This is a genomic window from Sporosarcina sp., assembly GCF_029257255.1.
Classification (GTDB): Bacteria; Bacillota; Bacilli; order Bacillales_A; family Planococcaceae; genus Sporosarcina.
This window is the reverse complement of the sequence record NZ_JARICI010000004.1, coordinates 24,772-38,371: the sequence shown is the minus strand read 5'-3', so window position 1 is coordinate 38,371 and position 13,600 is coordinate 24,772. Positions and strand designations below refer to the sequence as shown.

Here is a 13,600-nt window from a genome sequence, read left to right as displayed (position 1 = left end):
TTTCGCAACGTAAGTCTAACGTCCTGAAATCTAGTAATCTGCTATCTATTTCTTAATTATACGTCGTTTTCCAACAATCACTAGTAGGGAATTCCCTTTTCCCTCGTCCGAGTACCCTACTTTTGACTGCTTCATTTAGGGTAAACACTTACACGTTCTCTTCAGTAGAATAATAATTTCAACACCTTTTATTCATTCTTCAGAAAACATCTAAAGCTGTCTGACGTTCACTCGCTGGGTTTTAGAAGGGAAATCTCAATTCATGACAATTTAACAACATTTCTCATAACATTATGTTGATTTTATTTAGATAGCTGATAGAATTAAATATAAAATGAAAGGTAAGGTGGATGATACCGTGTCAAACGAATTAAACAAAGTACTTCGTTGTGAAGCACTAAAAGATAAAATTGTTACTGCTGAAGAAGCAGCATCTTGGATCGAGGACGGCATGTCTTTAGGTTTAAGTGGTTTTACTTTGTCAGGAGATGCGAAAGCGGTTCCATTAGCATTAGCTGAAAGAGGCAAGAAAGAAAAGTTTAAGGTAAACGTTTTCACAGGGGCATCTCTCGGACCGAACGTTGATGAGTTGATGGCTGAAGCAGGCTTAATCAACTTGCGTATTCCTTATCAGGGCAACCCGGCAATGCGTGGAAAAATCAACACTGGTGAATCTTTCTATATTGACCAACACCTTTCTCACACGGCTGAGTGGATTCGCCAAGGCGTAATCGGCCCGGTTGACTATGCAATCATTGAAGCGGCTGCAATCACTGAAGACGGCCAGATCATTCCGACTGGTTCAGTAGGTAACTCACCTATTTTCGTTCAGAATGCAAAGCATGTCATCATTGAATTAAACGTCAACGTACCAGCTGAATATGAAGGCTTGCACGATATTTATGTTCCTGAGAACCAAGGCGACAGAAAAGAAATTCCTGTCTATAGCGTGACAGATAAAATCGGTACTCCGGGAATCAAAGTGGATCCTGCTAAAGTACGCGGAATCGTTATTACAGAGAAGATGGACATTCCATCCCCTATCGTTCCTCCGGATGAAGAGACACAGGAAATTGCTAACAATTTACTCGACTTCTTCCGTGACGAAATCAAAAAGGGCCGCATGGACGAAACGTTAATGCCTCTTCAATCAGGTGTTGGTTCAGTAGCGAACGCAGTACTTGACGGCATGAGAACTTCTGAGTTTAAAGACATCGAAGTATATTCCGAAGTACTTCAGGACGCAATCTTCGACTTGATCGACGACGGCGTAGTGAAATTCGCTTCCGCTACTTCATTGACTCTTTCTAAGAAACGTTTGGACAGCCTGAAAGAAGATATCGGTAAGTACCGTGATAAGTTAGTATTCCGTCCACAGGAAATCTCTAACCACCCGGAAGTGATCCGTCGTCTGGGCATCATTTCATTCAACACAGCACTTGAGCTGGACATCTACGGAAACGTGAACTCTACACATGTTAGTGGTACACGCATGATGAACGGTATCGGTGGTTCTGGTGACTTCGCTCGTAACGCGCGTATTGCGATCTTCGTTACGAAGTCGTATGCAAAAGGCGGCGATGTTTCATCTATCGTACCTTTCTGTTCACACGTAGACCACACAGAGCATGATGTGGATGTAATTGTTACGGAACAAGGATATGCGGATCTACGCGGCCTCGCTCCAAGACAAAAAGCAGAAGCATTGATTGAACACTGTGCACACCCTGATTTCAAAGAAGAGCTGCGTGATTACTACAACCGTGCGAAAGAACAAGTTGGCGGACAAACTCCACACATCTTGGAAGAAGCACTGTCATGGCACGTAAATCTTGCGAAAAACAAGACAATGCACAAAACAGCTGAAGCACAGAAGTAATAAGTATATAGAGAAAACGAGCGGATTCATTTCCGCTCGTTTTTTTGTATGGTTAAGGGTGTTGGCAGCTGCGCGGTGGTGCTCTGAGCGCTGGCAGGGCTGGTATGATCCACTCGCACATCATGTATGAGCGCCGCCGAGGCGGCAATGATCACTGGCGATATGGATATGAGCGCTGGTGCGTATTCAATGAGCGCAGACCTTCCTATCCATATTTAGCAGTCATTCCGCGCAGCATCTATATATATTGACTGCCAGTATTTTTGTTGTGTTAGAACCGACAAGAACACCCTCTGATACCTTGCCATCAAAGGATGTTCTTGTCTTGTGCTGTAATAAATTTTAGTTCTCGGAATCAGTCCGCCGGTCGATTTCAGGTTCTCGCATGAACCAGGATATATAGGTACATCGCTGACAGGTTAAAATCACCGCATCCTTGTTCGCCCAGTCAAAATTAAAGAGAGTCGCAGCTTTCGTGTTCAACTGCCGGTAATCTTTATCGAACGAATCATTCTGACAGCAGGGACAGACGATACTGTGGTTTCCCGTTCTAAATCTCATCATTTCTCCTCCTTTTAGTGTCTTGCAAAAGGAAAAAATGACAACCATTTACCCCAACAATTTCAGGTATACTATTATTCTACCAAATATAACTAAAAAGAGACGGTCTATTACTTCTTTTTCAGCACAAAATCCATTACTCTCTTTTTAAAATAGACAATAATAACAAGGACACCATTTCATACGAGAATAGTGTCCTTACATACTGCTTCTCACTGTGTTCTACCCTTTATTTTGATTTAATACCTGCACCACAAAGAGGTATAACAATTTTCTCTTCCGTTGTCCTTACATACTTGAGGTAGCCTGCATAATTTACCGCCGATGTTACTTCCACATAGAATCCTTTTTCACTAAGTTTAGCGCGCGCATTCAAAATCTCACTTTCTTCAATCTCGATAAACGTACCATTGGTAGTACGTACAGCTTCTAAAATCTGTTCGGAACGCGCCGGAGCAGCAATAGCGATCCCTTCTGCTACAGTACCTTTATTCTTAATAGGTTGGGCCGAAACCTTTCCTGCTTTGAAAGCTTCGGCAAGAGGTGAACAGTTCTTTGCTTGAATGGCAACGATTTTCGGCATTTTATCAATGAATCCGTTTTCGAATAACTCGTTAAAACCATAATAGGCACCTAGAAGAAGCGTACCATTTCCAACTGGAATCATTATTGTATCGGGCGCTCCATTTAATTGTTCATAAATTTCATAGGCATATGTTTTAGTTCCTTCATAGAAGTAAGGGTTATACACATGACTGGCGTAAAATGCGTTTTCTTCCCTGACTGCTTGCTGTGCCGCAGCTGCAATCTCTTCCCGTGTACCATGAATTTCCTTAACCGTTGCGCCATGGGCTTTTATTTGAGCTGTCTTGTTCGGTGAAGTTTCATCACTCAAATAAATATCACAAGCAATATGACAGCGGGCTGCATAAGCTGCGATCGCCGTTCCTGCATTTCCACTGCTGTCCGCAATAACTTTTGATACCCCTAATTCTTTTGCCTTCGTCATCAAAACAGCTGCTCCCCGATCTTTAAAGGACAAAGTAGGCATCATATACTCAACTTTTACATACGTATTGGGCTCCATCTGATCCAGTACAAGTAAAGGGGATTGACCTTCCCCCATTGTTACGGATTCCCATGTCGTAGAACCTTTTGCGAAGGGCATCGTTTCAACATAACGCCATAAGGAGTTTGGGTAGTTGCCCCAAGCGGCAATATCAATCTTCGGTGTTTCTTTTACGATGTTGAATACTCCGCCACATTCACATTTCCATAGGGTTGGCGTAATATCATATTTCTTGCCGCAACTGTTACAAATAAATTCTTTCATTGCTTATCACAACCCTCTCATCGCACGATCATTGAATAAAGTATAACGCGTTCAAAAGATGTTCTCTACAGGAATATAGCTATAGAGTTTCATTTATCTAGGTAACTCTTTTGTCATTAATACATGCGGAATACCATCTTCCATAAAAACCGGCGATGAAGTCGTATAGCCCAGCTTTATATAGAAGCCTTCAGCATGTGTCTGACCATGTAATTTCACACGAGTGATCCCTTTTTCTTCTGTGATTTCTTCCAGTGCTTTTATGATTACTTTTCCCAGACCGAATGAACGGAAAGATTCTAGAACACAAACTCGCTCTACCTTTCCGACACCATCAACCAAGCGTACTCGACCAGTTCCAGCCGGTTGGCCATTGTAATAAACTAAAATATGCTCGCAAAGCCCGTCAAGTGTGTCAAATTCATCAAACTCATCTTCCAAAGGAACGTGCTGTTCTTTGACAAATACTTCTTTTCGAATCTCAAAGGCCGTTTTTAAGTCTTCATCAGAGGTAATTCTTTTTGTTTTCAATAGTATTCACCTTTTCCCAAGTACTTTTAATCATCTACTATACCTCTACTGAATATAACACAAAAAAGGAAGCGCAAAAGCACTTCCCTCTGCTATCTATATCACGGGCATTTCAAAAAAATTCATTTTGTACTAGTGGACAGAAACATGGAGGCATCTTGATTCGCAAAAATCTGTTCCCCCTGATAGAAGGTCTTAATTTCAATAGATTTAAATCCAACTTCAGATAATATGTTTTTTAATTGATTATGGGAAAAACCACTGTGAATTTTCGGATGATGTACGTGATCACTTTTGTCAAAGTCAATAATAATCAGCCTACCGTTAGTATTCAAAATGCTGAACAACTTTTGTAAAATTAATTTCGTATCCGGAATATGGAGAAGAACTAAAGACAACAGGACGATATCTGCCTTGATTTCAGGAGGGGTATATTGTGTAAAATCTGAATATAATACTTTTGAATTCGTAATTCCTTTTTCACTGATTTTATCTTGGGCTCCCTGTAACGCTTGTTTAGAAGAGTCCACCAACAATATGGAGTGTACTAAGTCAGATAGTTCCAAACTTACTAAACCGGTACCGCCTCCATAATCCACTAAACTTTTTGATTCGCTGTCCTGTAATCGCGGTCTGACTTCTTCAACAATAGCCTTCACTAATTCCATTCGTTTTTCCGTTTCCATTCTTCATCCTCACCTTTCATTTGATTCATTTTCGCTGCAATGCTTCCAACACAACTGTTTGTTTCATTTTAACGGCAAGTCAACATTACAGATGCAGAGAGAAAGCCAATCCAATTCTACACCGGCGTTTCGGTTGATTGCATACTATGAGGACCCTGAATATCTGTAATTGACTTAAAAAATTGATTAGCTTATTATCCAGACAACGAGCGTATACAATGATTCTGCCGGGAAAAATTACTCTGTAAACTTCCTAACGACTCATTTAAGCCATGCGGTTATTTCTCGTTAAATTTCTCTTCAATTAAAGCTGCGTTTACGGCTATGGCAGCCATCGATCCTTCTGCTGCCGCGATGATCAATTGAGAAGGACCGGCAATCCTCGTGTCTCCGCAGGCATATATGCCGTGAATGTTCGTCTGCTGCCAGCTGTCAGTGATGATTCCGCCAAGTTCGTTCATTGCATAGCCAAGTGTTGAATCAAAAGCAGCTGCCTGCTTCCATTCTGCTGTTACGAATCCGCCTGCACAAGATACTGTTGTTCCATCTTCAAGCCCGACCTTTTCCAGTTTACCTGCTTGACCGATAAGTGTCTCGATCTTCTTTTCATTAACTGAGATGCCTTTGCTCTTGAGTAATTCCTGCTTTTTCGCTGAAAGCACTTTGTTTCCGTTCGTGAATACAGTCAGATCATCTGTCCAGTTTGAGACTACTTTTGCCAGATGAAATGCCTTCTCGTCATCTGCAATTACGGCAAGCGACTGATCTTTCATTTCCCACCCATCACAGAAAGGACAGCTAAATAGGCTATGACCATAGAACTCTTTCAATCGAGGGATGTCCGGAAGTAGTTCCTTGAAGCCCATTGCAAGAATAATTTTCTTCGCGTAATGCACTTCTCCACTTTCCGTCTCCAATTTAAACAGAGCATCTTCTTTATAAATACAGTGAACCCGCTGTTTTTCAATTCTCACATTTGGATACTTGCTTAATTCTACTTGGCCAATCCTTTTAAGTTCCTGTGGATGTATGCCGTCACGTGTAATGAAACCATGGGATTCGGAAGTTACAGCATTTCTCGGCTTATTGTCATCAAACAGGATCGTTTCACGTCGAGATCTGCCAAGCACGAGCGCAGCATTCAGTCCAGCCGGCCCGCCTCCAATTACCGCGCAGTCTAATATCATTGCGTCATCCCCTTTCCATTTGCATGCCTGGCTTCCGCCTCTTTTGCAATATCTATCAGAAGCCTCGATGACAGTTCATTTCTCATGTGATCTTCGGCATCTCTCATGATATTTTCAATCAGGCAGCCTTCGTGATGTATCGAGCAGTCAAAAAATCTGGCATCACCTTCAATGGCATTGATGACATCCAAAAAAGATATTTCATGCTCGGTTCGGGCTATTTTATATCCACCCTTCGCTCCCGGCGTCGAAAGGATCAGACCAGCTTTCGTCAGTTTCGTCATGATTTTAGACAAATACGTCGGGGACAGGTGCTGCATTTCAGCTAGTTCTTGCACACCGACAGAACTTCCCTCGGGCTGCAACATAATATGGACAATCGTATGCAATGCATAACCAGTCGCTTTTGAATATCTCATTATGTTTTCTCCTTTCAATTAAAGGGATATTACAGATACTTAATGTCCTTAATATATTTTATTATATCGAGGAATAAAAGTCAATAAAAAAAGGAAGCGCATATGCACTTCCCCCTACTATCTATATCACTTGCTTACAAATCATCGAAGCCATTCAAGTCGCTCGTCTTCACGTACTGGCGGCTTGTCTGCTCGAAAAAGTCCGTCTTTGTATCGTCAAAATTATCGACATAGGCACGGATCCACTTCATTGGATTGTCCGTGAACTCTGGATAAATTTCGCCCAGGCCAAGCATGCGCAGCATTTTGTTCGCGCGGTACTTGATGTAGCCTTCCATCTCATCCAGTTCCAGCCCGTCGATTTCGCCCAATACATACCGGCTCCAGATCACTTCCTGCTCGACGGAGTGACGGAACTGATCATAGATCCACTCTGTGAACTCATCCGTATTGTACTCTGGATTTTCAGCCAGTGCTGCGCGGAAGATATCGCTGATTGCTTTTCCGTGCTGGAGTTCATCGCGATTTATATAAGAAATCATCGTCGAAGTACCAACCATTTTCTGATGACGCGCCAAGTTATAGAAGAATGCGAATCCGCTGTAGAAGAACAGGCCTTCAAGCAGCGTCGTATAGACCATCGCTTTCAATACTGTTTCGATCGTCGGGTTCTCCGCAAACTCATTATACACTTCCACAATTCGTTCATTACGCTTCATCAATACCTCATCTGTGCGTCCCATTTCGAAAGCAGCCATCTGCTTGTCAAGATTCGTGACAGATGAAAGAACATACGCATAGCTATGGTTATGCTCGCTTTCCTGATCGGCAATGGTTGCCATGATCGACTTGACGGAAGGATCTGTCGTGAAGTCTGCAATCTTCATGGCGATGACCGTTTGCGGACCGTCAAGTGTTGCCAGCAATCCGATAATTTTCAAAAATGCGGATTGCTCTTCTTTTGTAAGACGCGAGAATTGCTTGACGTCCTGTGTCATATCCACTTCATTTGCCGTCCAGAAAAGTGAACGGATGCGCTGACGCAGTGTGTAGAAATGAGGGTGCGCGATGTCATTCCAGTTGAGGATGCCGCTTGCTTCCCCTCCGAAAATGGCTGTCGCTTTATTTGGATTTGCCGGATTCAGTACTTTTACTCTTGTAAGTGTCTCCAATGGTCGAGCACTCCTTTCGTCCAATTCGTTACCAATTGTTGTTGTGTGCCGCGCGGGCTTTGTTCGATCTTTAGCGTTTCAAAAGGAGAATGATAAAAGCGCGCCAGTTTTTCGGCCGCTTTGCAAAATAGTTCATCCCCGCCGAATTGCGTGTCGCCTGTTCCGAAAACATAGACAGGCTCCGGTTTGAAGCCGATATCCGCGACGAAGTCTTTTACTTCATCCGGCGTTGCGCCTTTTTCCCAGGTGAATGAACCGATACAGATTGCATCGTATTCGTTCACATCCGGGATCACGCCGATGCCGATGCGGTGGGTATCGACTTGGACGCCTTCACGAGTCAGATTTTCCTCGATCAGTTCAGCGACTTCCTGTGTATTACCGCTCCAGGATGCATACGCAATTAAGAATGACACCACTCGCACTCCTCAATTTCAGATGCTGTGGAACGCATATAGTACGTCGTTTTCATGCCGGATTTCCATGCCTGCATATGCAGATCGAGCAAGACAGATGCGCGGATGGAGTTCGGTACATAGATGTTAAATGAAATCGACTGATCGATATGTTGCTGACGCGCAGCATTTTGCTTGATGGACCAGCGCTGATCGACGATATACGCAGAACGACGGTAGACATCATAGGTGTTGTGGTTCAAATCCGGTGCGATCACCGGCAATTTATAGTCCTTCTTCTCTTCATGGTAAAACGGCTTGAAAATCGGATCGATCGAAGCCGTAGAGCCTGCGATGACAGATGTGGAACTGTTCGGTGCAACTGCCATCAGATAGCCGTTGCGCATTCCGTTGATCGCCACATCCATACGAAGCTCGCGCCATTTATTCGAATCATATTCACGCTGTTCGAAGTACTCGCCAGTCTGCCAGTCGGAGCCGTCGAACAATGGATACGCGCCTTTTTCCTTTGACAGTTCCATTGATGCTTTAATCGTAAGATACGCAATGTTTTCATACAATTTATCCGCGTAGTCAACTGCTTCATCCGATTCCCACTGAATATTCTTCAGCGCTAATAGATGGTGCCAGCCGAATGTGCCGAGGCCGATTCCACGGTAGCGTGCGTTGGTGCGCTGCGCCTGCACGACAGGAATCTGGTTTTGATCGATAACATTGTCGAGCATACGGACTTGGATCGTAATTAAACGGTCCAATACGTCCGCAACCACTGCTTTTCCAAGGTTGATCGATGACAAGTTACAGACTACAAAATCGCCCGGCTTCGTACGAGTAACAACTAAATCGTCTTCCAGTGAGACCGATTCATGTGTACTTGCTGACATATTCTGCAAAATTTCCGTACAAAGGTTACTAGAATAAATAATTCCTTCATGCTTATTCGGATTCATGCGGTTTACTTCATCACGGTAGAACATGAACGGCGTGCCTGTTTCCAGCTGGCTGCGCAGGACGCGTTTCATGATTTCAATCGCTGACACCGTTACGCGTGACAGATCTTCATTTGCCACACATTCCTCGTACTTCTTGCGGAATGAACCGTTGCCTTTTTCTTCATCATAGAAGTCTTCCAATGAAAAGCCCATTTTCGTACGGACCTCATGCGGATCGAACAAGTGCCAATCTTCGCGTGACTCCACTTTTTCCATGAACAGATCCGGCAAGCAGACACCTGTGAAAATATCATGTGCACGCAGACGGTCGTCCCCGTTGTTGAGCTTCAGATCAAGGAATGTGAAGATATCCTGATGCCATACATCCAAATAGACTGCAACTGCACCTTGACGCTGTCCAAGCTGATCTACGCTGACCGCTGTGTTGTTCAGCTGCTTAATCCAAGGAAGCACACCGCTTGAAGCTCCTTCAAAGCCGCGGATAGAAGCACCGCGTGAACGGACTTTCCCCATGTAGACGCCGATACCGCCGCCAAATTTCGACAGGTTGGCGATATCCGTGTTGCTGTTGTAGATACCCTGCAAGGAATCATCCACTGTATCAATGAAGCAACTCGACAGCTGACCGTGCATCTTTCCTGCATTCGAAAGCGTCGGTGTGGCAACCGTCATGTAGAGATTGCTCATCGCCCAGTACGCTTCGCCGATTTTGTGGATGCGGTCTTCCGTTTCATCCTGCATCAATGTCATCGCAATGATCAGCCAGCGTTCCTGCGGCAACTCAACTGTCCGCTTAGAGAAATCAACTGTCACATAGCGGTCCACCAATGTCTTCAATCCAATATAAGTAAATAACAGGTCGCGTGAAGGCTCCAGCAAACGACCGATCTCATTCAGTTCATCACGGCTGTACTTCTCGGTAAGAATTGGTGTATAAAGCCCCTGCGCCACCAATTTTTCAACATTTTTCGCAAAATCGGTATAAACATCCGCGCCGCGCAAAGCTTTCTGCTTCGCATAGACGTCGTACAGATAAATACGGGCAGCGACAAATGTCCAGTAGGCATTCGCTTCATCGATTCTGCTCAACGATTCGAGCACCATCGCGCTTGTCCAGTCTGATGCGGAACTATCGGGATGACGCTCCTGATATCGTTCGCTCGCTTCGACCAGCGCCTCGATTTGCTTCTTACCGAACTCTTCCTCGAGATTTTCCAGCAATAGATTTAGACCGACCGTTTCATGAATTATAGCCATTTCATTCGCTCCCTTTTTTGTGTTATGTAAGATAAAAAAACAATTTGCATCTACCTCAAGCACGGCTTGCGCTGTTCCCGCAGGAGTCACCGCCTTCTTCTTCAATTAACTACGTATCCCGTATGCTAATTCGTTGTGTGTGCTAAACATGTAACTCATCTTATATAGGTAATGTAATTAAAAAGACTCCCAATGATCCGGGAGCCATTATCGTATAACGGTAATAAATGGAAGTTTAGTGGCAAATGTACTCTCTTGCCTGTGCTTCCATTCCTCATCCCCGAAGAATGTATTGCGGATTGAATGGCAGGTCTCCTGGCTGGCATATCGTCCTCCTGTCTCCCTTCCCGCCTCGATGGCAGTGGGTATAAGCTAGACAGTCGTCCATGCCCTCAGTTGCGGGGGCAGCTCCGTTTTTAGCGGATTCCCTTTTAAACCGTTGATGGTACCAATTCATCGAAAATACTATATATAGTGTCTTATGTACAAGTAATACCCTAACATGTAGTGGTGAAACTTGTAAAGCATAAAAATAATCTTAGAACAGAATGTACCTTCTGAACTAAGATTCTTTCGTTTTACAGGAAAATAATTTCTCAAAATCAAACTTTATATGCCTTGACGAAAAATAAAATCGCGAAAGTTTCCTGTGCTATTCGGCACGGCTTGACAGATGTGAATTCTTCACTTTCCGTCTGCCTTTATAACCGCACACGATCTTCCGGTTTTTCCGCCGTCTCTTCCCAGCACTCTGCACCTTTCAGTCCTGGAATTGTGGAAGCTTTAAAAACAGGGTTTTTCCCTGCTTTTCGTTGCACAGTGAAATCGTCAAGCACCTGGAAGGCGACTTTACCGAGCAAGATGATGACCACAAGGTTAATAATCGCCATGAGTCCCATGAACAGATCCGCCATGTCCCAAACGACCTGCACCTTTGCAATCGCTCCGAAAAATACCATCCCAAGCACCAGTATCTGATACGCATATTTCCAGCCTTTATTCGCATTGATGAATTCAATATTCGTTTCGCCGTAGTAATAGTTACCGACAATGGAACTGAACGCAAAGAACATGATCGCAACGGCAATGAAATAAGGAGCCCAAGCACCTACGTGCACCGCCATAGAGGCCTGCGTCAGCAAGATCCCGTTCGTTTCGCCAGATTCATATAGTCCGCCCAGCAAAATAATGAATGCCGTTGCAGAACAGATCACAATCGTATCGAAGAACACGCCGAGACTCTGAACTAGACCCTGCTTTGCCGGGTGCGATACGTTCGCCGTCGCTGCTGCGTTCGGCACACTACCCATACCGGCTTCATTGGAGAATAATCCACGTCGGACACCTTGCATGATTGCTACACCGATACCACCGCCGACCATTTCCTTGATGCCGAAAGCGTGCTCGATAATGAGCATAATCATCGCAGGAACCTGCGTGATATTCATGATAACAATGAATAATGCGACAATAATATAGAAGGTCGCCATGACAGGAACAATCGTCTGTGTCACTTTGACGATCCGCTGCACGCCGCCAAAAACGATGACTGCTGTCAGCACGATCAAGCCGATTCCGACAGCCCAGTCCGGAATACCGAACACGTCCGTAAAGGATTGGCTGATAGTATTCGACTGCACCGCATTAAAAATGAATCCAAAACAAATGGTCAGTAAAACAGCGAAAACAATACCGAGTTTCCGGTAACCAAGCGCTTTCTGCATATAGTACGCAGGGCCTCCACGGAACGTTTCGCCGTCTTTCACTTTATACACTTGTGCAAGCGTACTCTCAATGAATGCGGTCGCCATGCCGATAATTGCGATAATCCACATCCAGAATACCGCGCCCGGGCCACCAATTCCGATTGCCAGGGCCACCCCTGCCACGTTACCGGTTCCGACACGCGAAGCCGCACTGATCGTGAATGCCTGGAACGGAGATACGCCATCATTACTGTCTTTCTTTTCTACTATTAAACGAAACATTTCTCTGAACAGTCGAACCTGTACAAACTTTGTACGAATCGTAAAATATGCACCCGCCGCCAATAAGAGTCCAATTAAAATATACGTCCAAATAAAACTATTCGCCGGTCCCACCAGCCAATTTAAAGCGTTTTCAAACATATGACCACCTCCTGTTATCTCTATACCCTGCCCGCTGTCTGTCTACGCTTGGCAAGACAAAACACCTCGCCAAAAAATGAACCAGGTTCTTGTACTATACTATAGTTTACTAGCCATTTACTACCCAAAAGCTGCAGGTAAAAGACGATACATCGTTCTGATGATCACTCGCCAGGGGTGTATGATCACGCCGCCGCTGTCTATGAGCGCCTGCACCGAGGCAATGATCACTCGTCGGATGTATATGAGCATCAGCTACCCCTGCTAACTGCTCGCATGAAAAAGGCTGCCCAGGAATTCACTCCCCAGGCAGCCTTCTGTGTTTTATGTGTGTGTTTGTATGCTTTTAAAATCGTACCGTTGACTGATAGTTTGTGGGTGGTTTCAGTCATTTTCAAATGAAATGATGTCGCCTGAATGGGCATCCATCAAGATTTCGTACTCGAAAAACTCATCTTCCAATTCAATCTCAAAAAATATCATACCGTCTTCTTTTTCTTTTTCAATGTCTATATTTTTCACTCTACCGATTACATGTTGCTTTGCGATCTCAATCGCTTGTTTTTTTGTAAGCAAGGGCCGGGCAGGCTTGTCATCAGATGAAGAAACGACGGTCAGCGTATGGTTGGTTGACGCAGGCTGCTCTGTGGGTTGATCAAAGCTTGCCGTTTGCTGGATTTCCTTTTCAGGTTCCACGCCTGCCGCTTCTTTCTTGATCTTCAGTACATCGCCTGTCTGCGCATCTACCTCCATGTCCGTCTGGATGGTTGGATCTTGAAGTTCAATGTCGTAGACTACCCGGCCTTGCTCGCGATCCAGCTCCACTACCGTGACTTCGCCAGGGGCGTGCTGCTGTGCGATTACACTAATTTCTTCGTAACTTAACACGGGCTCCTCAATCGGCTCAGTTACAGGACTGCTTTTTGCAGTTGCCGCTCCACCGATCGTCAGGACACCCGCCAACGCTGGAAACACCATCCATTTATTCATCGAATTCTCCTCCTTTCTTTTCTACCCTCACTGTACCCCGGGTTTCTGAGAAAAGAGTAAGAACTTCATTAGAAAATGATGAGAGAC

Annotated in this window: 12 protein-coding genes and 1 riboswitch; of the genes, 1 reads left to right on the top strand and 11 read right to left on the bottom strand. The window is 44.5% G+C overall.

The genetic code is table 11. The features are described 5' to 3' along the window. Nucleotides 1–334: 334 nt before the first annotated feature. Nucleotides 335–1,879, top strand: a complete 1,545-nt coding sequence (gene scpC, locus Q1J64_RS00750; protein WP_483315949.1) for a succinyl-CoA:acetate CoA-transferase ScpC — start codon at nucleotides 335–337, stop codon at nucleotides 1,877–1,879. Between the two features lie 342 nt (nucleotides 1,880–2,221). Here the strand turns inward: scpC and Q1J64_RS00745 are convergent, their stop codons facing one another. The 11 genes from Q1J64_RS00745 to Q1J64_RS00695 all read right to left on the bottom strand — a co-directional run bounded on the left by Q1J64_RS00745 (nucleotide 2,222) and on the right by Q1J64_RS00695 (nucleotide 13,513). Further along, complete coding sequence (locus tag Q1J64_RS00745) at nucleotides 2,222–2,440, bottom strand: hypothetical protein (RefSeq protein ID WP_301107182.1); 219 nt, start codon at nucleotides 2,438–2,440, stop codon at nucleotides 2,222–2,224. Between the two features lie 229 nt (nucleotides 2,441–2,669). Next, the gene (locus Q1J64_RS00740; protein WP_301107181.1) at nucleotides 2,670–3,773 is read right to left on the bottom strand and encodes a threonine synthase; all 1,104 of its coding nucleotides are present in this window, start codon (nucleotides 3,771–3,773) and stop codon (nucleotides 2,670–2,672) included. 93 nt (nucleotides 3,774–3,866) lie between these two features. Then, a complete protein-coding gene (locus tag Q1J64_RS00735) occupies nucleotides 3,867–4,304 on the bottom strand; it encodes a GNAT family N-acetyltransferase (RefSeq protein WP_301107180.1) in 438 nt (145 codons plus the stop codon). A gap of 122 nt (nucleotides 4,305–4,426) precedes the next feature. Beyond that, complete coding sequence (locus Q1J64_RS00730) at nucleotides 4,427–4,990, bottom strand: class I SAM-dependent methyltransferase (RefSeq protein ID WP_301107179.1); 564 nt, start codon at nucleotides 4,988–4,990, stop codon at nucleotides 4,427–4,429. Between the two features lie 278 nt (nucleotides 4,991–5,268). After that, nucleotides 5,269–6,177, bottom strand: coding sequence for an NAD(P)/FAD-dependent oxidoreductase (locus tag Q1J64_RS00725; RefSeq protein ID WP_301107178.1), 909 nt, complete (start codon nucleotides 6,175–6,177; stop codon nucleotides 5,269–5,271). Then, on the bottom strand, nucleotides 6,174–6,596 hold the full coding sequence (locus Q1J64_RS00720; protein ID WP_301107177.1) for an RrF2 family transcriptional regulator: 423 nt from the start codon (nucleotides 6,594–6,596) through the stop codon (nucleotides 6,174–6,176). The genes Q1J64_RS00725 and Q1J64_RS00720 overlap by 4 nt, the downstream gene beginning before the upstream one ends. 134 nt (nucleotides 6,597–6,730) lie before the next feature. Further along, the gene (locus tag Q1J64_RS00715) at nucleotides 6,731–7,768 is read right to left on the bottom strand and encodes a ribonucleotide-diphosphate reductase subunit beta (protein WP_301107176.1); all 1,038 of its coding nucleotides are present in this window, start codon (nucleotides 7,766–7,768) and stop codon (nucleotides 6,731–6,733) included. Further along, complete coding sequence (locus tag Q1J64_RS00710; RefSeq protein ID WP_301107175.1) at nucleotides 7,747–8,184, bottom strand: flavodoxin; 438 nt, start codon at nucleotides 8,182–8,184, stop codon at nucleotides 7,747–7,749. The genes Q1J64_RS00715 and Q1J64_RS00710 overlap by 22 nt, the downstream gene beginning before the upstream one ends. Continuing rightward, entirely contained in the window at nucleotides 8,172–10,394 is a 2,223-nt protein-coding gene (locus tag Q1J64_RS00705; RefSeq protein WP_301107174.1) for a ribonucleoside-diphosphate reductase subunit alpha, read from the bottom strand. Before Q1J64_RS00705 ends, Q1J64_RS00710 begins: the two co-directional genes overlap by 13 nt. Nucleotides 10,395–10,682: 288 nt before the next feature. Continuing rightward, a riboswitch (cobalamin riboswitch) is annotated at nucleotides 10,683–10,862 on the bottom strand. A 233-nt stretch (nucleotides 10,863–11,095) separates the two neighbouring features. Continuing rightward, nucleotides 11,096–12,523, bottom strand: coding sequence for an alanine/glycine:cation symporter family protein (locus Q1J64_RS00700; RefSeq protein WP_301107173.1), 1,428 nt, complete (start codon nucleotides 12,521–12,523; stop codon nucleotides 11,096–11,098). Nucleotides 12,524–12,907: 384 nt separating this feature from the next. Continuing rightward, a complete protein-coding gene (locus Q1J64_RS00695) occupies nucleotides 12,908–13,513 on the bottom strand; it encodes a PepSY domain-containing protein (RefSeq protein ID WP_301107172.1) in 606 nt (201 codons plus the stop codon). Between the last annotated feature and the right edge of the window lie 87 nt (nucleotides 13,514–13,600).